Below are 26,506 nucleotides of genomic sequence, written 5' to 3' on the forward strand. Positions count from 1 at the left end.
AAATCTTTTAGAATGTTACGCTTAAACCGCCAGAAATTGTTTTAGATGCCGGATAAATTCCAGTATCAGTTCCTGGAGAAATACTGGTTCCGTTGGTAACTTCAGGATCGTAACCCGTGTATTTGGTAAAAGTGAGCAGATTCTCTCCAACGACGCGGAATTTTACTGCTGTCAATCTTAATTTTTCTGATATTTTTTTCGGAAGGTTATAGCTTAAAGTGATGTTTTTTACACGAACAAATGAACCGTCTTCCACAAATCGATTAGAGAAAACAGGAGCAGGGTCCAATTTTGCTCTTGGCGTTGTGTTACTCGGATTTGTTGGCGTCCAAGCGTCTAAAGCTGAGGTTGAAGCATTTTGCTGTCCGTTGTACAATTCCAGCGCTTGCAAGTTTCCGTTAAGAATTTTATTTCCAACAGAACCATTTACCAAAATCGCTAATTCAAAACCTCTGTAAGTGAAATTATTAGAGAAACCAAAAACAAAGTCTGGCTGCGCATCGCCAATGCTTGTTCTGTCTGCCGCAGTGGTAAAAGCGCCGTCACCATTAATATCTTTATACAAACGATCACCCGCTTTTGGAGTTGCATTTCCAGTATAAACGCCTTTTGTAGCCACTTCATCAGTTTGTAGAATTCCGTCTGTAACTGCTCCGTAAAAAGTTCCAAGAGATTGACCAACTTTTAAAATATAGTTGCCAAAAGTGTAAAATTCAGCACCATTTCCTAGCGCTATAATTTTATTTTGGTTGAATGCTATATTGAATTTTGAAGTCCAAGAAAAAGCAGTATTTCCAAGAGAAGCATTCAAACCAAATTCAATTCCCTGATTCTGAACAGAGCCAAAATTCTGCAAAGAAGAAGTAAACCCAGTAGTGTACGGAAGCTGAACGTCTAGCAATAAATCTTTAGTCGTTTTACGATACACATCAACGGTTAAATTCAGTTTATCATTAAAAAATCCAACATCAACTCCAGCATCAAACTGATTGGTTAATTCCCAACCTAAATTGTCGTTTGCAATTCGCGTAGGCGTAAAACCAGTATAAATCTGATCGCCAAAAAGATATTTCACACTTGTCAAAGTTGACAAAGACTGATATTCTCCAATTTCCTGATTTCCTGTTGCTCCCCAACTTGTTCTAATTTTCAAACTGTTAATGACATCTTTTACTGGAGTAAAGAAATCTTCTGAACTAATTTGCCACGCCGCCGCAACAGAAGGAAAGTAACCCCATTTATTGTCTTTTCCAAAACGCGAAGAACCGTCGGCTCTTAAACTTCCGGTTAAGAAATACTTCGAGTCGTAGTTGTAATTTACTCTCGTTAAATAAGAGTTTAACGCCCAAGTGCTTTCTCCAGAAGTTGGCATTAAAGCAATATTTCCACTTTGCAAACTGTAATAACCCGTAATATCATTTACATATTGCTGCGATCCAGATGTAACATATTCTCTTGTAGAACTTTGCTGCGTATAACCCGCCAAAGCGTTTAAGCGATGTTTTTCGCCAAATACAGTTGTGTACGTTAATGTATTTTCGTTTAGCCAGCTTCTAGAATCGGCAGTTCCAATTTTTCCTTCTCCATTTGTAATTGAACCTTCGTAAATGCTGGACGGCAAATAGCTTTTTTCTTTATTGAAAATCATATCAGTTCCAAAAGAAACTTTCAAAACCAGACTTTTCAAAATATCATACTCGCCATAAATTGTCCCCAAAATACGATCGGTAATAGATTGATTTTGTCGTTCATTTAAAGTCGCAATCGGATTGGCAAAAATATTCTCAAACGGATTTCTCAACGTATAGCTTCCATCTGGTTCATAAATCGTTGCCGTTGGAGGCATAACCAATAGAGAAGTTATCAAACCCGTTGGAGCAACTTCCGATTTAGTTTCGGCAATAGTCAAGTTTAAACCAAATCTAGCTTTGCTGCTTATTTTTGAATTTAAATTCACGCGTCCGCTAAAACGTTCAAAGCCTGTATTTTTTATAATTCCTTCTTGATTGTAATAGTTTCCAGAAACGGCATATTTGGTCTGATTGTTTCCGCCCGAAACACTCAGCTGGTGATTTTGTGTCAAGCCTTTTTGAAAAGCCGCATCTTGCCAATCGGTTCCTTTTCCTAGTTGCGCAATCTGTGCATCAGTCAAATATTGATTTGTTCCTCCCGCAGGATTTGAATCGTACAAAGCGGCATTTCTCAATCTAGAAAAACCTTGAGCATCTAATACATCTACTTTTTTACGAACGGATTGCTGACCAATTGTAAAATCGTAATTTACGGTAGTTGCCGTGTTTGAACCTTTTTTGGTTGTAATAATAACGACTCCGTTTGCACCTCTAGAACCATAAATGGCTGTTGAAGACGCATCTTTTAAAACCGTAATCGATTCAATATCTGACGGATTTATGGTAGAAAGCGGATTGGTTGGCGTACCGCTCAAAACGCCAGAAGTCACTTCAGAATTATATAACGGGAAACCATCTATAACGTATAAAGGTTCATTTCCACCCTGAATAGAACTTCCGCCACGAATACGAATGCTCATTCCAGCTCCCGGCTGTCCAGAAGTTTGTGTTACATTAACTCCCGCTACAGAGCCTTGCAGCGAACTTTCGAGTGTTTTTTGTGTTGCTTTTAATGACATTTGAGCAACTGTTTCGGCTGCTCCTGTGTAGTCTTTTTTAGAAGTGCTTCCGTAACCAATGATTACGATTTCATTTAATTCTTTTACATCTTCTTTTAGTGAAATCTGTACAAAATCTTTGGTTGCGATATGTTCTGCAGTGACATATCCCATGTAGCTTACAACTAAAGTATAAGGGAATATTTGTCCGGTTTGAAAATAGAATTTTCCGTCTAGATCGGTTACCGCTGCGTGTGTAGTTCCTTTAATTTGAACGGTAACTCCTGGAATGGGCTGATTGGTGACTTGATCTACGACGGTACCATTTAAGGTCGAATTGATTAAGGGTTTTGTGTTTTGGGCTTTAATTCCGATTGAAATCAAGAACGCAAAAAGCCACACAAAGGCATGTAATTGCTTGTTCATTACTTTTTTGATTTTAAATAATAAAGCGTTACGAGAAATTGAGTTTTCAATTCCCGTGGGCTTTCTTTAGTGATAAATGTTCTTTAAGTCTTGCCATTTCTGTTGCCGCAGAAATGCCTTTTTTATGAAAGAATAGGGCAGTGCATTGTTGTCATTTTAGAATTTTGATTTAGTTATTATTTTTTTTAGTTATGGAGTTTTGACATAATTATGCTTAAGATAACAGTCAATAAGAATTTTAGTTTGATTTTCATTTTATGAATTGAAAATGAAAGAAAAGGATTTTAACAGCACATGCACATATAACCAAAGATGTTATAAGTGAATTTTTTAGGAAGAATGTATTGCGATGTATAAGCTGTTGTTTTCAAAATGTAGTTTTTTAATATTTAAACTCTACTAATCCTATAGACAAAGTTAATTTTATTGTAATAAAAACCAAAATATTATTTAATTTTTTTGAATTTATAAAATGAGAATATAAGAGGAAGTACTTTTGATTATATTTAAATTGCTGGTAATTAATACTTTGTGGTTTGTTTGTCGAAATAAGAAAGCAAGTAAAACTAGTATGGTTTATACAGTTTTTACTTGCTTTTATTGCGTTTTAAACCTGACAGGTTTTTAAAGCCTGTCAGGTTTCGTTATAAATGAGTGGAGATTTATTTGAATTGCCTCCAGCTTTAGCTGGAGGTAAAAAATTTGAATATAAAAAAGGCTTTAGCCAAATATGAGTTTGGCTAAAGCCGGTACCCCTTTTCGAAATTAAAACCTCCAGCTAAAGCTGGAGGCAATTGATTGATCTTAGTTTAAAGGGTTTTGAAAATTTAAAACTTACAAATCAACATAATACTTTTGTTTTCCAAAGTTGAATTCATAATAAGTCAAATTAGGCCAAAGTGGTTTAATTAGTCCTTTTTCCCAAGTTTGTAAAGCCGTTTCTAATTCTTTTACTTTTTCTGGGTTTAGTTGTGAGAGGTCTTTCGTTTCCGATTTATCTTTATTAAGGTTATAAAGCCATTTTTCATGAGTTTTTCCGCTAATGACTAATTTCCAGTCGCCGGTTCGAACAGCTTTTGCATCGCCCGAGCGCCAGAATAAATCTTTGTGCGCTATTTTGTTTTCATTTACCGTTTTTACCAAATCAACACCATCATAGATTCTGTCTTTTGGTAAATCTGAGCCAATTGCGGTTGCAATTGTTGTAAAAATATCCAAAGTACTAACAGGCGTTTTGTAAATAGTATGAGGCTTAATCTTTCCCTTCCACGAAAGTGCAAAAGGAATATTGATTCCGCCTTCAAAATGAGAAAATTTGCCACCTTTTAAAGGAGCATTTGTTGTTGCAAAAGTATAATCGGCGCCGCCATTGTCGCTGGCAAAAATGATTAGCGTATTTTCTTCCAAACCTTCTTTTTTTACTTTTTCGCGAATTCTGCCAATAGCATCATCTAAGGCGCTGATCATCGCAAAATATACACGTTTGTTTTCGTCCTTTACATTCGGAAAACGATCGTAATATTTTTTGCGAACCTGAAATGGCGTATGTGGCGCATTAAACGGAATGTAAAGTAGAAAAGGTTTATTTTTATTTTTGTCAATAAAAGCTTCCGCTTCTTCAGCAAATTTTTCAGTTAAATATTCTTTTTCGTCAATAATCGTAGTGTCTCTTCGAATTTGTCCGATTCCGACACGGCCTTTGCCCCAAATCATTTTATCGGTAAAATCTTCATGATGATGATTGATGATATCTGGATTATCATCTTCGGGAGCAAAAAGCGAAAAAGCCTGATAAAATCCGTAATGATAATCGAAACCACGGTCTAGGGGAAAAAATCCTTTATTGTGGCCCAAATGCCATTTTCCGATTATTCCAGTGCTATAACCTTGTCTTTTGGCCAAATCAGCAAAAGTGATTTCCGATTTTGGAAGTCCCTGTGTTGCAATAGAAGCATCGTTTGGATATGTGATTTTATCATTTAATCTCCAATTATTGGTATTGATTAAATATTTAAAAGCATAATATTCCAAATTGTTTTTCGGATATCGGTCTCCAGGCTGATATTCGTGTCCGAAACGTTCCTGATATCTTCCTGTAAGTAGTCCCGCTCTTGAAGGCGAACAAATGGATGCCGAGGCATAACCATCAGTAAAGGTTGCGCCCGAAGCTGCCAGAGAATCTATCTGCGGAGTAGGAGTCGATTTTCCGCCGTAGAGTGAAATATCATATTTTCCTAAATCATCGGCAAGAAGAATGATAATGTTGGTCTTTTTTCCAGAAATAGAATCGGTGGGTTTTGAAGCCAGAAATTCTTTTTTTCCTTCTGCCAATTTTTGATCTTCTTTTATTAAAGTGCCGTCAGTGTTAATGGGCCAGAATAAAAAGGCGAAGAGAAGGAGCAGTATTATTAAAATAGGGATTATAATTTTGGTTATTTTTTTATAGTTTGGCATAATGGTTTTGGTTAATTTTTTAATAGAATTATAAGAATCTTTGTCAAAGTTCAAAACTTTGACAAAGATTCATGTTGCTCAAATGTGAAGTACAATCTTTGTAGAGCTACTTGCGTGTCCTTCGACTTCGCTCAGGATGACAATATTGCGGGAAATAGCTTTGTCAAAGTTCAAAACTTTGACAAAGCTTCATGTTGCTCAAATTCGAAATCCAATCTTTGTAGAGCTACTTGCGTGTCCTTCTCCCGAAGCCTCGGGATCGCTCAGGATGACAATAATTGTATTATTTCGAAGCTAAAGCAACATCAACATCATTTTTCAAATCATTGATTCCTTCTTTTTTAAAAATAATTTTTCCGTTTTCATATAAAATTAAAGTCGGAAAAACTTTTACCGTTTTTAAATCGGCAATAACCTGCGGACTGTCTTCTAACTCGATTTCTACGATTTTCAAATTGTTTCCGTATTCAGATCTTATGTTTTCGAGAATAGGTTTGACTTTTTTGCAAGGACCGCAGTATTTGGAACCAATATCAACCAAAACGTTTTTATTTTCGGCAATGATTTTATTGAATTCGGCCAGCGATAATTTGCTTTTTAAATTAGAATAAAACGGTTTGCCATTTCCAATCCAATTCGCAATTCCGCCTTCTAAACTATATGCTTCGTTAAATCCGATTTTTAGAAGTTCCTTTTCTAACTGTACACTTCTTCCTGCTCCGATCGAATAAATAAAAACGGGTTTAGATTTATCCAACTTGGCAATTTGCTGCGCATAGTTTTCAGATTGAAGATTGAAATTTACAGCGCCCTCAATATGGTTCAAAGCAAATTCTTCGGGAGTTCTAGCGTCAACAATCTGTGGATTCGTCTGGTTTTTTATTTTCGAATAAAAAGAATCTAACGATAAAGAACTATGAATTTCATTTTGCGAAAAAGCAGCAACCGCCCACAAAAAGGCAATTGCTGTTAAACTGGTTTTTAAAATTTGATTTTTCATATCCCAAATATTAAACCTGTTCTAAAACTGGCGCAGTAGTTTCTTCGGCAATAACTGCTTTTGGCTTTTGCGGAACTGCTAATACGCCTTCAGCCAAAGCACTTCCTTCTTTTTTAGATTTAAAAATTGGCCAAAGAAACTGTGCGTACCATTCTTCTTGTTTGTATGATTTCATTCCGTAAGATTCTGGATATTTACGTGTAATTAATCCAGTCCCGAAAATCATATCCCAGATAAAAAACATATTTCCGAAGTTTCCTTTAAAATGTCCTACACCGTCTCCGCTTGTATCGGCATGATGTGCATGATGCGTTGCAGGAGTAGAAATCAGTCTTTCTAAAACCCAAGCAATCGGATGCAAAACTTTGTATTTGTAAAATGGCTTATCCCATTTAATACTTGAATGCGCGCCTAATGTGATGAAACTTTTAATAACCAAAACAAACAAAGCTGGCAATCCTAAACCTAAATACGTTAGTGTTGCAGTCAAATAAATTTGAGAAAAGAAAACCGTGTAAATAAAGTTTTGTCTAGAAGCCATTGCCATTCCCATGTATGGAGCAGAATGATGTGTTCTATGAAAACGCCATAAAAAAGGCACTTGATGATGCAAACGATGGTACCAATACTGCGTTAAATCATCGGCAATTGCGATTAGGAAAAAACCTCCCCAAAACGGAACCCATGATAAAGAATTTGCCAAATTCGGTATTAAATAAGGCAAAGCGGTTAAACTGAAAAAAGCAATTATTGGAGGTAAAAGCAATTTTGGAGCAAGAAAAGAAACAATGTCAATTTTGCGTTCTTCTCCTGTCCATTCATCGTCATATAAACCTGCCGCAAATTCGATAACTCCCAGTACAATCATAAATACGATTAATCCCCACGATCTAATGTTTGCAAAAGCAGGCTGTAGAAATTGTAAAAATGGTGGTACTGTCAAATGAGATTCGGTTACTGAAGCGCCGCCCAGCTGAAAATAAAGGTAAATTGCCAACACTGGCAATGAATAAATAAAAAGACTAATGGTCAAGTCTCTTGTCAATTTTGAATTTTGAACTGCTGCCATGATTTCTTATTTTAAAAATTGATTAATAATGGTTAATCCGCCTGCCAAAATCGCCAGCGGAACTAAAAACAAGATTATCCCAACGACAATCTTTTTTCCTATAATTTCATAATCTACTCGTTTCATCTTGTTTTGTTTTTAGATTTCCTACAAGGTTTTGGAAACCTTGCAGGTTGTAATGTATTAATTTGTAGTTCCTCCAGGTTTAGTTGCCTGTTTGATTAAATCAGAAACTGTTTTTCCTTTGTCAGCTCCTGTGTTATGAATTCTTCTGTTGTAAACATCCTGCCAGTCAATCAGCGGGTATACATTGTTTTCTTTGGCCTGTTCGTCAAACAGTTTTTGAAGTTCGGCCAGTTTTTCAGGATATTTTTTCGCCAGATTGTTACGTTCGTTAAAATCTTCGTTTAGATTGTATAATTCCCAAACATCAGTGTCAAAATTGCTTGGCGCAGGTTTTTCGCTGCTTCCTAAAGATTTTTTCACTGCGAAAGAATCTGGTAAATGTGCTGCCGAAGCTTTCCATCCGTCTTTATAAATTGCTCTGTTTCCGAAGATGTAGTAATACTGTACTTTGTGCAATGATTCTGCTTTCGGATTGTCTAATGAAGCCTTGAAAGTGGATCCTTGAATAATATCTTGTTTTATATTTTTAATATATTCTGGAGCTTTAATTCCAGCAATATCTAAAGTCGTAGGCAAAAGATCCGTCACGTGGCTGTATTGGTTTCTAATACCGCCTTTGTCTTTAATTCCGTCTGGATAAAAAACAATCAACGGATTACGGGTTCCGCCCTCAGACTGTGCATCTTGTTTCCAGTTTTTGAAAGGAGCATTGGTTGCCTGCGCCCATCCCAACGGATAATTGGTATTTAACCCTTTTGCCGTTCCAATTTCTCCAATGTTTTTTAAATTACTTTCAAAATTTTCTTCGTCTGTTTTTCCTTGAGAAAATAAACTTTGATTGATAGTTCCCTGTAAAGTTCCTTCTTTACTCGCTCCATTATCTCCAATAGCAACAAAAATCAATGTATTATCCAGTTGTCCGCTTTGTTTTAAATAATCGACAACTCTTCCAATTTCATAATCTGTATACGTCAAGAATCCAGCGTAAACTTCCATAAATCTTGCGTACACTTTCTTTTGTTCTGGAGTTAATTTTTTCCATTCTGTAATAAGCGCATTACGATCAGGAAGCACAGTATTTTGCGGAATTACGCCCAGTTTCTTTTGGTTTGCCAATACTTTTTCGCGGTAAACATCCCAGCCTTCATCAAATTTTCCTTTATACGGTTCAACCCATTTTTCCGCAACCTGATGAGGTGCATGAACCGCTCCTGGCGCGTAGTACAAGAAAAATGGTTTTCCTGGCGCTGCTTTTTGTTGTTTCTGGATATAACTGATCGCTTTATCAGTAATCAATTCGTTCAAATGGCGTCCGTCTGGTTTAATATGAACTTGATCTTCAACCAAATCAGGATTGTATTGATCGGTTTGAGAACCTAAGAATCCGTAGAAATGATCGAAACCTTTTCCAGTCGGCCAACGATCAAACGGACCCGCATCTGAGGCTTCTTCATCGGGCGTAACGCCGTATTTTCCAACCGCAAAAGTGTTGTAGCCGTTGTCACGTAAAATTTCTGCAACAGTTCCTTTATCTGAAGGAATTCTTCCGTCCCAACCTGGGAAACCGGCAGAAAGAATAGTGTGAGAGAAACCGCTAACGTGAACTCTTCCAGAATTTCTTCCAGTCAACAAAGCCGCTCGGGTAGGGGCGCAAATTGCTGTGGTATGAAAGTTCGTGTAGCGAAGTCCGTTGTTTGCCAAATTATCAAAAGTCGGTGTATTGATCAAACCTCCAAAAACACTTGCAGCTCCAAATCCAACATCATCCAATAAAATCCAAATCACGTTCGGCGCGCCTTTTGGAGTCTTTACAGGATCTGGCCAATATTCTTTAGAATCGGCTAGAGTTTTACCGATTGTACCTTTGAATTCTTCTTTTTCCTGTGCAAATCCCAGTTGTGCCACTAGGAAAGCAGTAACCAAAAGCCCCTTCTTAGAGCTTTTGATTGAAATGCTATTTTTAAAATTTTTCATTTTTTATAGTTTTTTAGTTATATGGTTTTAAATAAAGGTTCTTATTTTTTTTAGGAGCTAATCCCGCTATCCGTTACAATCTTTTGTGGTCTCGTTAAAGAAACGAGACCACAAAAGGATTTCCACTTCTATCGGGGCTAGAAAATCATTTTCATAAAAAGATTTTTGTTCAATTTGTCAGGCTGAGCGAAGTCGAAGCCCACGCAATAATAATCGCCAATCTTTCTTGACAAACTAGTGCGATTTCTCGTTCCTCGAAATGACAAAATCGTATGTTTAAATATTTTAATACCCAGGATTTTGCGGCAACCCTTCTGGATTAATATTTCTCTCACTTTGCGGAATTGGATAAAGATTATTTCTTTCCGAAACAGAGTTTTTAGCCGTAACCTTTTTTATTTCTGTAACCAAAGTTCCCCATCTCACCAAGTCAAACCATCTTTGTCCTTCCTGAACAAATTCTTTTTTGCGCTCTTCCTGAATTGCCGCTCTAAAAGAAGTTTGGTCTAACCCAGCTAAATCTACCGTAGGATCTGGAGTCGTAATGGCTTTTCCGAAAGCTCTTCTTCGTACCTGATTGATTAATTCGTAAGCTTCAGCTGTCGGCCCACTTTGTTCATTTATCGCTTCCGCTAAAGACAAAAGGATGTCGGCATAACGAATAACCGGAAAGTTGATCGCTACGTTTCCAGGAGTTGCCAAATTGGTTAAATCCAGATACTTTTTGAAGATAGGTTTCGGAAATGTGTAAAGTGTTCCTGTTGCTGGGTTAAGCAGCTGTTTAGCGTAACTAACATCTCTTCTTTTGTCTCCGGCTGCATAAATGTCATAAAACAAAGCAACGTCTGAGATAATATCTGCCGGTTCTGTAGCAGTGAATCCGGTAAAAGCGGTTGCTTGAAAAGTGCTTCCGCTAGAACCATTTCCAGCCTGATTTGGTTCAAACTGAACAGAGAAAATATGCTCTTTTCCGTTCTTTTTAGTTTTAGTGAAAATGTCCTGAAAATCTTCAAACAAAGCATATCCGTAACCGCCGTCAATTACTTCTCTTGATTTTGCAATCGCATTTGGCCAATCTTTTCTAGTCAGATAAACTTTTGCTAAGATTGCTTTTGCAGCACCGGAAGTAGCACGTCCTGCATCTGCTGCTGTGTACGTTTTGGGTAAAGCTTCAGCATCTGTCAAATCTTTAATGATTTGATTGTAAACTTCATCCACCGTAGAACGATTAGTTTTTAGATCACCTAAATTGATAGAAGTTGCTTCGTGCAATACAATCGGAACACCGCCCCAAAGACGAACTGCTTGGAAATAAAGCAAACCTCTAATGAATTTCGCTTCATTGATTAATCTGGTTTTAACTACTTCAGAACCAGAAACTTTCTGAATATTATCTATAGAAACATTCGCTCTGTTAATTCCCGCATAAATTTGTCTCCAAGCGACTTGAACACGGTCTGAAGTAGCATCATGGGTCAAACTGCTCAACGCTCGAACCTGCGGATTGGTGGCAGAAACTCCCGCCGCCGCATAATCTGAAGCCATGTCGGTCAAGAAATAAAGGTTTCTTCCAAACAGACTCTGTTCGCCTGGATCAAGACTTAAGGACGCGTAAACCGCCGTAACGCTCGCCACAGCATCGTCTTGAGTGACAAAATAATTGTCTTCGGTTACAAATGAGGTAGGCGTTACCTCAAGATCTGCGCACGATGTCAAAATTCCTGCGCTTAGTATAATTGTTAGGATTATCTTTTTCATTGTATTTTGCTTAGAATGTTACGTTAAGGCCAGAAATAAAAGTTTTAGAATTTGGATAAGAACCAAAATCAATTCCTGGATATAAGTTGTTTTGCTCGTATGAACTTACTTCTGGATCGTAGCCCGTATATTTAGTCCATGTAATTAAGTTTTCTGCTGATACGTAGATTTTTACGCTTTTTGTTCCCAGTTTTTTCGAAACGCTTTTAGGTAAAGTATATCCCAAAGTGATTAATTTCAATCGTAAGAAAGAAGCGTCTTCAACGTAGCGTTCCGAAACGATTCCCAACGGAGAACTCGAAGCTCTCGGAATTTCGTTACTCGGATTCGTTGGTGTCCAACGGTCATTTAAAGTTGCAGCTGCATTGGTTCCTAAAGTTGAGATTTCCAACTGCTGATTTAAAGCATTAAAGATTTTTCCGCCGTAAGCTCCTTGAAAAGAGAAATTCAAATCAAAATCATTGTATGAAACCGTGTTGCTGAAACTTCCAACAAATTTGGGTTGAGAGGTGCCTAAATTTCCTTTGTCCAAAGCCGTAATTACGCCGTCGCCATTGCTGTCAACATATTTTCTGTCTCCCACTTTTGTATTAGCCAAACTGTTGATTTTTGGTTGGGTATTCACCTCTTCCTGAGTCTGGAAAATTCCGTTGGTTTTATAACCCCAGAAAGATCCCAAAGGCAAGCCGACTTTTACAATAACAGGCTGTTGCTGCAATAAAGAACCGTTTGGAACTACTGGGAAAAACTCATTTACACCATTTCCAATCTCGGTAACTTTATTTCGGTTAAGAGAAAATACGATATTCGAATTCCAAGCAAAGTTTTTAGTTTTTACGTTTTCTGTTGTTAAACCAATTTCGAGACCTTTATTTTCAACTCCACCAATATTTTGAAGAACTGTAGCGTAACCAGAACTCAACGGAACTGGAACATTGATTAATAAATCTTTTGTCTTTTTGTAATACACATCAAAAACAAAATTGATTTTTCGGTCAAGCAATGATAAATCCAATCCAACATTATATTGATTTGTTTTTTCCCACTTCAAATCTGGATTTGCCAGTCGGGTAGGAGCCAGACCTGTGTATAAAGTCCCTCCAAAAGAATAATTTACAGAACCCATAGAAGCTAGCGGAAGATAGTTTCCAATTTCTTGGTTTCCGGTTGTTCCTGCCGTAATTCTCAGTTTGGCTTCGGTTACACCTTTAATGTTGTTTGCGAATTCTTCGTCTGTAATATTCCATGAAAATCCAGCAGAAGGGAAGTAACCCCAAAGCGATTCAGAACCAAATCGAGAAGAACCGTCGGCACGTCCAGATAAAGTGAAATTATATTTTCCTTTATAAGAATAATTTACCCTTGCTAACCAAGATTTTAATACACTTTCGTAAGCGTCACTGTAAGGTTTTACAGGAACACCATCTTGAATAGCATTGTAAGTATTGGCATCGTTTACAAAAGTTTGAGCTCCAGCATTTGAAACTTCGCCTTTTGTATATTGAAGCGTATAACCTCCTAAAGCTGAAAATTTATGGTTTTCGCCAAAATGAGTATTGTAATTAAGTGTGTTTTCATTTAAAACAGAACTCACCAATCTTTCCCCAATAGAGGCTAATCCTTTTGTACCTGCACCTGTTGTGGTGTTAGACGGAGCGTAGTAATTTTGTTTGGTATTCAATACATCACCGCTTACTGCAACCTTAGCCGTTAATTCTTTATTGAATTTATACTCGCCAAATAAACTGGTTAGAATTCTATTCAATTTCGTTTCATTTGTCGTATTATCCAAATCGTTAATCGGGTTCGGAACATAACCGTTTACAGACGTTGCATACGGATTGTTGGTTACATTGTAGCTCCCGTCTGCATTTTTAATAGGAACCACTGGCGCTGTCAAAACCACACTAACCAACGGGTTCGGATTTCTTCCGGCTCCTGCGCCTCCATTGGTACCCACACCATTTGAAATAGAGTTGGTATAATTAGCGTTTACACCAAATTTGAATTTCTGAGAATAGTTTCTTTCGTAGTTTACTCTAAGCGATATACGTTTAAAATCAGATCCCAAAACAATTCCATCCTGATCAAAATATCCTGCTGAAACGGCGTATCTAGATTTTTCGTCTCCGCCAGAAAAAGATAAATTATGATTTTGAACTGGAGCAGCTGTAATAAATGCAGCAGATTGCCAATCATAATTTCCAGAAGTTTTTAAAGCTTCAATTTGTGCAGCAGAAAAAGAAGGAGCTTGTCCGATACTTGCTTGAACATCATTTCTTAAACTTGCCCATTCGCTAGCATTCATTAATCTTAGTTTTTTCGAAATATTTTGGAATCCGAAATAGCCTTGATAAGAAATATTATCCTGTCCTTTTGTTCCTTTTTTAGTCGTAATAATCACAACTCCATTAGCGCCTCGAGAACCGTAAATAGCTGTTGCAGAAGCATCTTTCAGAACTTCCATCGATTCGATATCGGCAGGATTAATAGTAGAAAGAACGTTTACAGTTGCTCCAGCAAAACTTACTCCAGCCGAACTGTTGCTGTTATCATTGTAAATTAAAATGCCATCTACAACATAAAGCGGTTCATTACCAGCAGTGATGGAATTTCCTCCGCGAATGCGAACACTTGAAGAAGCACCAGGACGGCCAGAACTTTGTGTAACTACAACTCCAGCAACAGCACCTCTTAATAGGTTGTCTGCAGAAGAAGTCACCTGCGACAAATTGGCTTTTGGAACCGAAGCGACAGAACCTGTAATGTCTTTTCTTTTCTGAGTTCCGTATCCCACAACAACCAATTCTTCCAGTTCTTGACGCTCTTCTTTAAGATTTATGATTACTGGATTTTTCTCCACAATTATTTCAAGTTTTTTGTATCCGATGTAACTTATAATCAAAGTATAAGGGAATTTTTGTCCTGTCTGAAAATAAAATTTTCCTTCGGCATCTGTCACAACACCGTGAGTAGTTCCTTTAATGGTAACTGAAGCACCGATAATAGGCTGATTTGTAATATCATCTACAACAGTTCCGTCTAGTTTTGATTGTATAAGAGGTGTGGTATTCTGGGCTTGTATTCCCGCCGTTATCAAGAGTAGAAACAGCAGTATGTGTATGTTTAACTTTTTTTTCATTTCTTTGTATTGGTTTTAAGTAATTAACAAGACGCCCTGAGCACTGTTTATACAGCACTCTAAAAAGTGTTCTTGATTTAGTGATAAATGTTCTTTAAGCCTTGCCATTTCTGTTGCCGCAGAAATGGCTTTTTTTATTTACAGCAACAAGTTTGCATTGTTTTCATTTTAATTTTTTTAGTTGTTAGTTATTTAATTTGTTGAAAAACAGGTATAGTTTCAAGAATCTGACCCACACAATTGAATGCATTGGAAAGACCTTTAGTTATAAATTCAGTAAAAATTTTAGTGGTGTTTTTAGATCTGCTTAGATTAAATTCTAAAGGCAAATTAAGGTAAGAAGTTTTTTAACAACAGAAACACATATAACAAATAGTGCTATAAGTGTTTTTTTAGGAAGAATGTAACGCGATATGCTTTCTGTTGTTTTCACAATAATAATTTTTATGGTTTGAAATATTATTTTAAACTCTACTAATCCTATAGACAAAGTTAAATTTTATATAATAAAAACCAAAAGTTTATTGATTTTTTTTTGAAAAACTTTGCTGAATAGGAGCAACTTAGAAAATTGTTTCTTTTAGAAGCCTTAATTTTAAAGGCTTTTCAATAGACAGTAAAAAATAAGAATGTTAAATTTATTCTTTAATAAACTATAGAAATGTAGTATTATTCTTTTGGTTTAATGAGTTTAAAACTCTAAATAATTAAAGATGAGATATAAAAAACATCTTTAAAAGCCTTTTTTTGGTCTTAGCTTTAGGTATTTTTTTAAGTTCTATATGATTCTTGCATATTTATATCAAATAAAGACAAAATTATCCTTTATATGATATTTGTCATTTTTTGTAAGAATGTATGAAGGTAATTTTGATTCGATAATTGAGGGAATAGTTACTCAGTTAGAATCAAAATTAAAACTATGAGTAATCTATCGCAATCTCACAAAATTTTATTTCTAAATACACTAGCCTTTACCATCTGTTTTGCTTGTTGGACACTAAACGGTGTATTAATTACTTTCCTTGCAGACAAAGGAATATTCAGTTTTTCTGTTGTAGAAATGGGCTGGCTTCTTGGAATTCCTATTCTTTCAGGTTCTATTTTTAGACTTCCAATAGGAATTTTAACAGACAAATATGGAGGCAAAATTGTATTTTCTGCTTTATTAATAGCGTGTTCAATACCGCTTTTTTTACTTCCTTTCGCAGATTCTTTTTGGAGTTTCGCAGTGCTAAGTTTTTTCTTCGGATTAGTAGGAACTAGTTTCGCTGTTGGAATTGGCTATACTTCTGTCTGGTACCCAAAAGAATGGCAGGGTCGAGCGCTGGGAATTTTCGGAATGGGAAATGCAGGTGCAGCCATTACGACTTTCGTGGCGCCTACATTATTAAATAATTTATCTGCAAATGACCCGATAAATGGCTGGAAAACACTTCCTATTATATATGCTGCGTCTTTAGTCACAATCGGAATACTTTTTATCGCTTTCGCTAAAAACAAAACCAATCAAGGCGTTTCAAAAACCATGGGCGAATTGCTATCTCCATTAAAGAAAACCAGAGTCTGGCGTTTTGGAGCTTACTACTTTTTAGTTTTCGGTTTTTTTGTCGCCTATTCGCAATGGCTTCTTCCCAACTTTATGAATGTTTATAACACAACATTAGTAATGGCTGGAATGTTTGCCACAATGTTCAGTCTGCCTTCTGGCGTCATTAGAGCTTTTGGCGGTTATCTCTCAGATAAATTTGGGGCAAGAAAAGTCATGTATTGGGTTTTAGGTTCTTCAGTTGTAATAAGCTTTTTATTGATGTTTCCAAAAATGGAAATCATTACTGCTGGTCCCGGAGTTATGTCACTTACTAATGGAAAAGTAACTGAAATTGCTGATAATAAAATAGTTGTAAACGGAAAAATACACCAGATCAGCAATAAAAGAGAGGTAAAAAGTAACAATGAATCTGCAATTTTTCCAGTAAAAAAATCATGGCAGGAAGTTGTTGTTGAACAAAATCAAGAAGTTAAAAAGAAAGAATTATTAGCGCACGGAATAACGCAGATTAATTTCAGCGCCAATCTCTGGGTTTACGTGATTTTGGTAACACTGATTGGAATTTCGTGGGGAATTGGAAAAGCGGCTGTCTATAAACATATTCCAGAATATTTCCCAAATGAAGTCGGTGTAGTCGGAGGAATGGTCGGCCTAATTGGTGGTTTGGGAGGATTTTTAGGGCCCATAATTTTCGGATACCTACTTAATTATACAGGGCTTTGGACCAGTTCATGGATATTCATCTGCTTCGTTTCTGTAGCATGCTTAATCTGGATGCACAGAACAATTATAAAGGCGATGCATAGTAAATCGCCAAATTTCACAAAACAAATAGAAGATAAACATTAAATTAAAATTGAATTAAATGAAAACTTGGTTAGACAAATGGAATCCTGAAGATGAAGCGTATTGGAATGCTGACGGAAGTAAAATTGCCTGGAGAACTTTAACAATAACAACAATAACGCTTGTATTGTCTTTTGCCTCTTGGTTTATGATGAGTGTAATTGCTGTAAAATTGCCAGGCTTAGGCTTTAATTTTTCAAAAGATCAGCTTTTTTGGCTGACCGCAATTCCAGGGTTAGCTGCTGGTTTTTTAAGAATCATTCATACTTTTTTATTACCGATTTTTGGCACACGCCACATTATATCTTTCGCTACAGCGATAAAATTAATTCCCGTAATCGGAATTGGATTTGCAATTATGAATGTAAATACACCTTTTTGGGTTTTTGCAGTTTTAGCTTTTACAACAGGTTTTGGAGGAGGAGATTTCTCTTCTTACATGCCAAGCACAAGTCTGTTTTTTCCGCAAAGATTAAAAGGAACAGCATTAGGAATTCAGGCAGGAATTGGAAACTTTGGAGTTTCACTTGCCCAATTTGTAACGCCTTTGGTTATTAGCGTTGGTATTTTTGGAGCTTCAACAGTATTTACAAGTATCGATCCTAAAGAAGCTGTAGCAGTTTTTCAAAACACATCAGTCGAAAAACAAAAGGAAGTTTTTGCGGCGCTAGATACTGAAGTGCAAACGAAAATACTTTTGAACGTAAAGAAAAATGTTATTGATTCTGTACAAACAGCAGTAAACTCAAAAGATAATGTAATTGTATTTACTTCGGTTCCAGTTAAGGCAAAAGCAAAAGCCATTGCAAATGCAAATCCGAAATTAGCTGAGAAAATTTTAAATAACATTCAAAGCGAAAACACGGCGGTAAAAAACAAACCAATTTATATGCAGTCAGCTGCATTTTGGTATGCGCCGTTTTTAATTATCATGGCACTGTTTAGCTGGTTTTATTTAAGAAGTATTCCAATGAAAGCTTCTGTAAAAGAGCAGTTGGATATTTTTTCCAATAAACATACTTGGTATTGTACTATAACTTACGTAATGACTTTTGGAACTTTTGCAGGCTTATCTGCAGCTTTTCCGTTAATGATTAAATTTCTTTACGGAGATTTTCCAAATGCACCAGATCCTTTAGTTTATGCATTCTACGGTCCATTAATTGGTTCTGCCAGCCGAATTGCTTTTGGTTTTGTGGCAGATAAAGTTGGTGGTGCGATTTTAACGACTATAACAGGTCTAGGAATTTTAGCAGGATCAATACTTTTAATAACTCAAGGGTTAGTTGCGCCAACAAGTATAGATCAATTTCCACTTTTTGTAGCGGTAATTTTAGCTATGTTCTTTTTTACTGGAATTGGAAATGCAGGGACATTTAGACAATATCCAATCATTTTTAAAGAAAATCCTCGTCAAGCAGCAGGAGTAATTGGTTGGACTGCAGCAATTGCAGCTTTTGGACCATTTATTTTTTCTAAGTTAATAGGAAATAATATTTCTGCAAATGGCTCAGTAAATCAGTTTTTTATCGGTCTTGCTTTTTTTGCAATACTAGCGACAGCTATTAATTGGTGGTTTTACAATCGTAAAAATTGTGAGAAGCCAAGTTAATTAAATAATCATAAAATTTTAATAGAGATGAAAAATAAAACATTTAATACCAAAGCGTTATTAGTAGCAACTCTAGTATCTGTGCTTATGATCGTATTCGTGTTTTTAGGATCAAGACAGCTTCAGAATTTTGATGCAGCATTGGTAACCTATCTGTTCGGAACCATCTTTGCATTCTTCGGAATTGTTTATCGATATACAGTTTGGCTGCAGCGCCCTCCGACTTGGATGTATTTCAAAAGAAGTCTTAAATTTCTTTTTACAGGAAAAGTGTTTTCTCATTTATGGTTTTTAGGAAAAGAATCGGTTCAAAATATAGCTATTCAGAAATTCATTTATCCAAGAGGAAAATACCGCTGGATAGCGCATTTTTGTATTGCAATCGGCTGTTTATCTGCTTTTGCCATTACTTTTCCGTTGACATTTGGATGGATTCATTTTACTTTGGCACCGAATTCTATTTCAGTTTACGAAGCCCATTTTTTTGGTTTTAAAGTAATGGATTTTGAATTGGGTTCCATAATGGCATTTTTGACTTTTCATGCCTTAAACTGGTCCTCTTATTTGGTTATAATTGGATCTGTTTATTATTTGAGACGCCGCTTAACCAACCCAGGTTTAATTGCGACGCAGACCTTTGAAGGCGATTTGCTGCCACTGATTTTATTGATTGCAATTTCAGTAACAGGTTTGTGCCTGACGTATTCCTATCAGTTCATGAAAGGATTTGCATTTGATTTCCTAGCTGTAATTCATGCTGTGACGGTTATTATGTTTCTGATCTGGATTCCGTTTGGGAAATTCTTCCATATTATTCAACGTCCGGCTCAGATTGGAGCACACATTTACAAACAAGAAGGAATTAAAAAAGGAATGGCTGTTTGTCCGCATACAGGAGAAGAATTTGCAACAAAACTTCATATCGACGATTTAAAAATTGTAACCAAACAATTAGGTTTCGATTTTACCCACGAAGACGGAACATCTCATCTTGATCTTAGTCCTGAAGGAAAAAGATCACGAGTAGCTCAAGCGCACTTAAAAGCTCGAATAGGTGGCGGAAACTTATTTGGATAATTTTTAAAGTTTCAAGTTTAAGGTTTCAAGTTCCTAACAAAACGTGAAACTTGAAAAGTGAAACAAAAATATAACAAAACAAAAAACATGGCAAAACTACCAGTAGAAATAGAAAAAATAATTGAAGATTTTGGACCGCATTTAAACTATGCTCCAGTTGATGGCTATGATGGAAGAGACGAACCTGATGATATTGTAAAAACACACTGTTGTTTCTGCGGTATGCAATGCGGCATACAATTATCTGTAAAAGACAATAAAGTGGTGGGTTTTGAACCTTGGATGGAATTTCCTTTCAACGAAGGTCGTCTGTGCCCAAAAGGAGTACAGCGCTATCTTCAAAACAATCATCCTGACAGACTTTTACATCCGCTTCAAAGAGTGGAAGGGAAAGGTTTTGAAAAAATTTCATGGGATAATGCGATGGATAAAACCGTTTCTGAAATTAAAAGAATTCAAGAGAAATACGGCAAACATGCTTTTTCGATGCTTTCTGGAGTTTCGTTAACCAATGAAAAAAGCTATTTGGTAGGAAAATTTGCCAGAGTCGCTTTAAAAACCAGAAATCTGGATTACAATGGACGCCTTTGTATGGTAAGTGCGGGCGCGGGAAATAAAAAAGCTTTTGGCTTGGATCGCGCATCCAACAATTACTCAGATTTAGAATATGCCGAGGTAATTATTGTGACAGGAGCCAATATCAGTGAGACTTTTCCAACTTTAACCCATTGGATATGGAAGGCCAGAGATCGCGGAGCAAAATTAATTGTAATTGACCCAAGAATGATTCCTTTGGCAAGAACATCCGATATCCATCTCGATGTCAGACCGGGAACAGATTCTGCTTTATATGGTGCAATGCTTAAATATTTGGTGGATAAGGACATGCTCGATCATGATTTTATAGATAATTATACTTCAGGATTTCAGGAAACGATTGATGCCGTAAAAGACTATACTTTAGAATGGGCAGAAGAAGTTACAGGAATCGATAAAGAAAAAATAAAAGCTGCGGCCGAATTATGGGGTAAAGCAAAAACAAGCTTTTTATTGCACGCAAGAGGAATTGAACACCATTCAAAAGGTGTTGATAATGTGATAGGCTGTATTAATCTGGTTTTGGCGACAGGCAGAATCGGAAAGCCATATTGCGGCTACGCAACCATTACTGGACAAGGTAATGGTCAGGGCGGAAGGGAGCACGGTCATAAATGCGATCAATTGCCTGGAAACAGAGATATTGAAAACCCTGTGCATCGACAATATATTGCGGATGTTTGGGGAATTAAAGAAGAAGATTTGCCGCACACAGGGCTTACAGCTTATGAAATTATTGAAGCCATTCACAGAGATGAAATAAAAGGATTGATTTCAATCTGTTTCAATCCATTAGTTTCGCTTCCGAACAATAATTATGTGCGTTCGGCTCTTGAAAAATTAGAGTTTTACGTCTGTATTGATTTCTTTTTGAATGAAACCGCGCGCCACGCCGATATTGTTTTGGCAGGATCTTTACAGGAAGAAGAAGAGGGAACAACCACATCTGCAGAAGGACGCGTAATTCGAATCAGACAAGCGGTTACGCCTCCGGGAGAAGCTCGAACCGATACTTCTATATTATTGGAAATCGCTGAAAGATTGGGAGAAAAAGACAAATTTAATTATAATAATAGTGAAGAAATTTTCAATGAATTGCGTGTGGCTTCAAAAGGAGGAACAGCAGATTATTTTGGAATTACCTATAAAAAAGTTGAAGACCATATGGGTGTTTTCTGGCCTTGCCCAACCGAGGATCATCCAGGAACACCAAGATTGTGGGAAGACAGGAAATTTAAAACACCAGACGGAAAAGCACATTTCAATCCCGCGCCATATAAACTTCCTGGCGAAGTTACCGATGAGGAATACCCGATAACCTTAACAACGGGACGTGTGGTTTCGCAATATTTAAGTGGAACACAAACACGAAGAATTGGAAAATTGGTAGATCAGTTTCCAGAACCAATGGTGGAAATTCATCCCGAAATGGCTCAGAAATACAACATTCAGCAGAGAGAACTAGTGAAAGTTTCAACCCGAAGAGGAGAAGGAATTTTTCCTGCCAATATTGTAGAAACCATTAGAAAAGATACCGTTTTTATACCCTACCACTGGCCAGGGAAAAAATCGGCCAATCAGTTAACGCCAGGAACTTTAGATCCAATTTCTAAAATTCCTGAGTTTAAAGTATGTGCGTGCAAATTGGAGCCACAAGGAACAATTGCCCCACCGGCTAAAGAATCTGAAGCTTACGCAAGTATTTAATCTATAAAAAGAACTTTATGAATTTAACCAATTTTAATACAAGCGAAGAATTTTTTGTAGATATGCAGCGCTGTATTGGTTGTAAAGCCTGTGAAATGGCTTGTGCCGAATGTGAAACAAATGGCCAGCAGACTTTGATAAGTGTAAATTATGTAGATCGTGCATTAACCATTCAAACTACGGTTCAGGTTTGCATGCATTGTGAAGATCCAGTTTGTGCTAATGTATGTCCTGCAGATGCTATTTCTCAGGACGAATTTGGAGTGGTTCACACTGCAAATACAGAAAGATGCATTGGCTGTTCTAACTGTGTCATGGCATGCCCATTCGGAGTTCCGAAAAAAGTCGAAGAATACGATTTGATGATGAAATGTACAATGTGTTACGACAGAACAAGCGTAGGTAAAAAGCCAATGTGTGCAACAGTTTGCCCAAGTGGTGCTTTATTCTACGGTACTAGAGAACAGATAGAAGAAATGAGGCCGAATAGTACACCGATCAATAATTTCATTTTTGGAAAAGAAAAAGTGAAAACTAAAGTCAATATCATGATGCCAAAAGGCAGTACAGAATTAAGAATTTATTAAAAATGGAGTCATGTCTAAAGAAGATAATTTAAATCAGAACTGGAAAAAAGATTTTCCGATAAAAAAACAAGAATCAACTCAAGTCAGCCGACGCGATTTTGCTAAATTCTTAACTTTTGTTTCAGGTGGACTAATGGTTGGAAGCGGTTTTGTTACCGCCAAAGCCTTTTTAATGCCTAAAGAAGAAGTGGAAGGGGAGCATTTTATTTGTAATAAAGAAGATATTCCTGTTGGGGGAACTAGAGGTTTTGTTTTAGAAGGCAGTACGATTCCGTATATTTTGATTCATTTAGAAAGCGGAGATTTTAGAGCTTACGAACAAAAATGTACGCATCTTTCTTGCTCCGTATTCTACAAACCTGGAACAGGAATTATACATTGCCCTTGCCACGAAGGATCTTTTGATGCAATGACCGGAGATGTACTTGCTGGACCGCCGCCTCGTGCCTTGCCTCAATTAGAAGTGTTTTTTAAAGAAAACGCTGTTTTTGTTAAATCATTAATTGAAAAGAAAGACAGTTAATTTAATTTTTGAATTATGAGTACGTTTAGAAGAAGTCAGAATAGCGCCAACCCAAATAAACTGAACAATATACTTTCGACATTAATTTTTATTTTAATTCTTAATGTCAGCATTCAGATTTGGCTTTTGTACGCCTCTTTGAATAATGCATTAGATAATAATAAAGAAATTTTAATTCCTGCTTTTATAGCTTCTGCAATTTTATTTTTTATTGGTTTCTCATGGCTATATTATCTTCCTAAGGGAAATTTTAAAAGGAAATAGAACTAATTCTTAATTTAAAATAGCTATTTTATGTTTTTATAAAAGTTTTGAAAATAAATGCATTAAATTTATAATTCTAAAATAAAATTATAACTAAATAGATTTTAAATAAGTAAAAGTACTTATATTTGTATAAGTATTTTTTGCTTTTAATAAGATAGCATAATGATTAAAGTTGAAGAAGCCATCGCTATTATTGAGGCAAATAGCACGAAAATGCCAACAAAACAGATTGCTGTTAGTAAAGCGCTGGGATATATATTGGCGGATAAAGTAAATTCGCCAATCAATATGCCTCCATTTCGTCAATCAGCGATGGATGGATACGCTTTTACACACAGTATTCGACATCAATACGATATAGTTGGGACTTCGCAAGCTGGAGATCATTCGAATATAAAATTAAAAGCAAGCGAAGCGATTCGAATTTTTACTGGCGCTTATGTTCCTGACAATGCAGATACAGTTGTAATGCAAGAGCATGTAATGGCAAATGAAAATTCAATTTTGATCGCCACAATGCCAGATAAATTAGCAAATGTGCGTCCTAAAGGGGAGCAAATTGCTAAGAATGATGTAGTTTTTGAAGCTGACACTTTAGTCACTCCAGCTGCAGTTGGATTTTTAGCTTGTTTAGGAATTACTGAAGTTGAGGTTTATAAAAAGCCCAAAGTAGCCATTTTGGTTACTGGAAATGAATTGGTTGCTCCAGGTGAGAAACTTAAAAAAGGAAAGATATTCGAAAGTAACTCGATTATGCTTCAGGCTGCGCTTCAAACTATTGGAATTGAGAAAACGAAAGTGTACAGAGTAAAAGATAATTTGAAAGCAACGAAAAAAGCTTTAAAAGAGATCTTGAAAAAAAATGATATTGTTTTGATTTCCGGCGGAATTTCAGTTGGAGATTATGATTTTGTAAAGGAAGCTTTATTGCAAAATGATGTAAAAGAGCTTTTCTATAAAATCAATCAAAAACCAGGAAAACCAATGTTTTTTGGTTCAAAAAATGAAACTCTGGTATTTGCACTTCCAGGAAATCCTGCTTCATCGCTTACAAATTTTTATATTTATGTAGCGCCAGCGGTTAAGTATAGAATGGGTTTTGCAGCAATTCATAGACCAAAAGTAGTTCGAAAATTAAATTCTGATATTAAAAACAATACTGGAAAAACCTTGTTTTTAAAAGCAAAATATAACGAAACCAATGTCACTGTTTTAGAAGGTCAAAGTTCTGCAATGCTTAATACATTTGCTGTAGCGAACAGTTTATTAATTGTTCCCGAGAATATTGAAGAGTATAAAAAAGGTCAAGAGGTCGTTTTATTGCCAATTGATTAGATTTTTTAGAGAATAGAATAAATAAAAGAGAATATAGAGCAAAGAAGATAGATTTTATGGTGGATGATAAAAAGCGCTGTATAAATAAAAACATATAGCTAGTAATTTCCAGATCGATTGGAAAAACTTGAAACCTGAAACTTGAAACAAAGAACAAAGAACAAAGAACAAAGAACAAGAATGAACTTATTAAGCTCAGAAAATATAGTCCTATTTAGTTTTGCATTAATTGTAATTGCATTTTTATATTCAAGTGTAGGACATGGCGGAGCTTCGGGATATTTGGCTTTGATGAGCATTTTTGCATTTCCGATTTCAATTATGAAACCATCGGCTTTATTGTTGAATTTGTTTGTTTCGAGTATTTCATTTTGGTTTTATTACAAGAATAATTATTTCAAACCCAAACTGTTTTATCCATTTGCAATTGCTTCGATTCCAGCAGCATTTATTGGTGGCTTTATAACTTTAGATAATACGATTTATAAAATAATTTTAGGAATTGTATTGGTTTTTGCAGCATTGAGGCTGTTTGGAGTATTTAATTTTAAGGAAAAAGAAGAAGTAAAAATCAATCTTCCGTTTGCTTTGGCAATTGGTTTTTGCATCGGATTATTGTCTGGAATGCTGGGAATTGGCGGCGGAATTATTTTGAGTCCGATTCTATTGTTTTTAGGATGGGCTTCGGTTAAAGAATCGGCGGCGATTTCAAGTTTATTCATTTTTGTGAATTCTTTTGCTGGAATGTTGGGATTCTTTTTAGGAGGAAAAACAGTGCCAATGGAAAGTTTTTATTTGGTTCCAATTGCAATTGTTGGAGGAATGTTGGGAGGTTTTTACGGAAGTGGCTCTTTCTCAAACAGAACATTAAAAATGGTTTTAGGAACTGTGATTTTAATGGCAAGCGTTAAATTGATTTTTCCTTAAATAATGAAATGTTGTGGAAAATCTAAAATAAAAATTAACCGCAAAGTACGCAAAGTTCTTTATCTGAAATGATTTTATTGAAGATAGTAAAGTTCGCAAAGCTTTGTGTTGATTTAGCTTTGCGAATTTGAATAAAAATATATTACAACATAATGAACATTGCCTACGGTTTCAACCGTGGGAACGCATTGTAAATCACCTCTGCGAATCATTATGTAACCACGGTTGAAACCGGGGCTAAGGTAAAAAAGGGAAGGGAATGACAAAGATTGGGAAAACTTGAAACTTGAAACCTGAAACAAAAGAAACCTGAAATAAAAAAACTATGAAAACACTAACAGTATTTATTCTTTGCGGTGGAAAAAGCACCAGAATGCAATCAGAAAAAGGATTGGTTTTGTTTCAGGATAAGCCATTCATTGAGCATATCATTCAGGCGATTTTACCAATTACAGATCAGATTAAATTGATTACGGCATCAAAAGAATACGATTATTTGCAGTATGAAAAAATACCTGATCTTATTGAAGATAAAGGTCCGCTGGGCGGAATTTACACCGCATTATCACATTCTGAAAGTAAGTTTAATCTGATTTTAAGTTGCGATATTCCGTTAATTTCAACCAAATTATTGCAAGAATTAATTTCAAAACATACAAAAGAAGCTGGAATCGCAGTTTTTGCTTCGGAAAGCAAAACACATCCATTAATTGGAATTTATTCTAAAAATATTCTTCCAGTTATAAAAGAAGCAATTGATTCTAATGAACTAAAGATGATGGATTTGTTGGCAAAACTGCCTCATCAGATAATCAATATAGAAGAAAGTGAAAACTTTCCTTTAACCAATATTAATTCGGCAGACGAATTAAACGACCTGAATATCAATTTAACTTAA

17 protein-coding genes are annotated in these 26,506 nt (G+C 36.0%); 10 read left to right on the forward strand and 7 right to left on the reverse strand.

The window, feature by feature from the left end:
* Nucleotides 1–7: 7 nt before the first annotated feature.
* The 7 genes from AC3E9W_RS07520 to AC3E9W_RS07550 form a co-directional block, all read right to left on the reverse strand.
* Nucleotides 8–3,055 carry a SusC/RagA family TonB-linked outer membrane protein gene (locus tag AC3E9W_RS07520; protein ID WP_488767852.1) on the reverse strand — a complete coding sequence of 1,016 codons (3,048 nt, stop codon included), beginning with the start codon at nucleotides 3,053–3,055 and terminating at the stop codon, nucleotides 8–10.
* An 834-nt stretch (nucleotides 3,056–3,889) separates the two neighbouring features.
* Nucleotides 3,890–5,509: a sulfatase-like hydrolase/transferase gene (locus tag AC3E9W_RS07525; protein WP_488767854.1), complete on the reverse strand. Its 1,620-nt coding sequence runs from the start codon at nucleotides 5,507–5,509 to the stop codon at nucleotides 3,890–3,892.
* A gap of 283 nt (nucleotides 5,510–5,792) precedes the next feature.
* Nucleotides 5,793–6,509, reverse strand: coding sequence for a thioredoxin domain-containing protein (locus AC3E9W_RS07530; protein WP_488767856.1), 717 nt, complete (start codon nucleotides 6,507–6,509; stop codon nucleotides 5,793–5,795).
* Nucleotides 6,510–6,519: 10 nt separating this feature from the next.
* Nucleotides 6,520–7,578: a sterol desaturase family protein gene (locus tag AC3E9W_RS07535; protein WP_488767858.1), complete on the reverse strand. Its 1,059-nt coding sequence runs from the start codon at nucleotides 7,576–7,578 to the stop codon at nucleotides 6,520–6,522.
* 183 nt (nucleotides 7,579–7,761) lie between these two features.
* The gene (locus AC3E9W_RS07540) at nucleotides 7,762–9,678 is read right to left on the reverse strand and encodes an arylsulfatase (RefSeq protein ID WP_488767859.1); all 1,917 of its coding nucleotides are present in this window, start codon (nucleotides 9,676–9,678) and stop codon (nucleotides 7,762–7,764) included.
* Nucleotides 9,679–9,963: 285 nt separating this feature from the next.
* The gene (locus AC3E9W_RS07545) at nucleotides 9,964–11,436 is read right to left on the reverse strand and encodes a RagB/SusD family nutrient uptake outer membrane protein (RefSeq protein ID WP_488767861.1); all 1,473 of its coding nucleotides are present in this window, start codon (nucleotides 11,434–11,436) and stop codon (nucleotides 9,964–9,966) included.
* A 10-nt stretch (nucleotides 11,437–11,446) separates the two neighbouring features.
* Entirely contained in the window at nucleotides 11,447–14,578 is a 3,132-nt protein-coding gene (locus tag AC3E9W_RS07550) for a SusC/RagA family TonB-linked outer membrane protein (protein ID WP_306159919.1), read from the reverse strand.
* Between the two features lie 922 nt (nucleotides 14,579–15,500).
* Between AC3E9W_RS07550 and AC3E9W_RS07555 the strand changes: the two genes are divergently transcribed.
* The 10 genes from AC3E9W_RS07555 to AC3E9W_RS07600 all read left to right on the forward strand — a co-directional run bounded on the left by AC3E9W_RS07555 (nucleotide 15,501) and on the right by AC3E9W_RS07600 (nucleotide 26,506).
* Nucleotides 15,501–16,979 (forward strand): MFS transporter, encoded by a 1,479-nt coding sequence (locus AC3E9W_RS07555; RefSeq protein ID WP_488767863.1) that lies wholly within the window; start codon nucleotides 15,501–15,503, stop codon nucleotides 16,977–16,979.
* Nucleotides 16,980–16,995: 16 nt separating this feature from the next.
* The gene (locus AC3E9W_RS07560) at nucleotides 16,996–18,588 is read left to right on the forward strand and encodes a magnesium transporter MgtE N-terminal domain-containing protein (RefSeq protein ID WP_488767865.1); all 1,593 of its coding nucleotides are present in this window, start codon (nucleotides 16,996–16,998) and stop codon (nucleotides 18,586–18,588) included.
* Between the two features lie 27 nt (nucleotides 18,589–18,615).
* A complete protein-coding gene (locus AC3E9W_RS07565) occupies nucleotides 18,616–19,665 on the forward strand; it encodes an MFS transporter (RefSeq protein ID WP_488767866.1) in 1,050 nt (349 codons plus the stop codon).
* 87 nt (nucleotides 19,666–19,752) lie between these two features.
* Entirely contained in the window at nucleotides 19,753–21,969 is a 2,217-nt protein-coding gene (locus AC3E9W_RS07570; RefSeq protein WP_488767867.1) for a molybdopterin oxidoreductase family protein, read from the forward strand.
* Nucleotides 21,970–21,986: 17 nt separating this feature from the next.
* On the forward strand, nucleotides 21,987–22,556 hold the full coding sequence (locus AC3E9W_RS07575; protein ID WP_488767869.1) for a 4Fe-4S dicluster domain-containing protein: 570 nt from the start codon (nucleotides 21,987–21,989) through the stop codon (nucleotides 22,554–22,556).
* Between the two features lie 10 nt (nucleotides 22,557–22,566).
* A complete protein-coding gene (locus AC3E9W_RS07580; RefSeq protein WP_456896429.1) occupies nucleotides 22,567–23,079 on the forward strand; it encodes a QcrA and Rieske domain-containing protein in 513 nt (170 codons plus the stop codon).
* A gap of 15 nt (nucleotides 23,080–23,094) precedes the next feature.
* Nucleotides 23,095–23,343, forward strand: coding sequence for a DUF6755 family protein (locus AC3E9W_RS07585; RefSeq protein ID WP_306159906.1), 249 nt, complete (start codon nucleotides 23,095–23,097; stop codon nucleotides 23,341–23,343).
* A 165-nt stretch (nucleotides 23,344–23,508) separates the two neighbouring features.
* Nucleotides 23,509–24,681 carry a molybdopterin molybdotransferase MoeA gene (locus tag AC3E9W_RS07590; protein ID WP_488767871.1) on the forward strand — a complete coding sequence of 391 codons (1,173 nt, stop codon included), beginning with the start codon at nucleotides 23,509–23,511 and terminating at the stop codon, nucleotides 24,679–24,681.
* Between the two features lie 180 nt (nucleotides 24,682–24,861).
* Nucleotides 24,862–25,608, forward strand: a complete 747-nt coding sequence (locus AC3E9W_RS07595) for a sulfite exporter TauE/SafE family protein (RefSeq protein WP_488767872.1) — start codon at nucleotides 24,862–24,864, stop codon at nucleotides 25,606–25,608.
* 325 nt (nucleotides 25,609–25,933) lie between these two features.
* Nucleotides 25,934–26,506: a molybdenum cofactor guanylyltransferase gene (locus AC3E9W_RS07600; protein WP_488767874.1), complete on the forward strand. Its 573-nt coding sequence runs from the start codon at nucleotides 25,934–25,936 to the stop codon at nucleotides 26,504–26,506.

It is taken from the genome of Flavobacterium sp. 38, assembly GCF_057799715.1.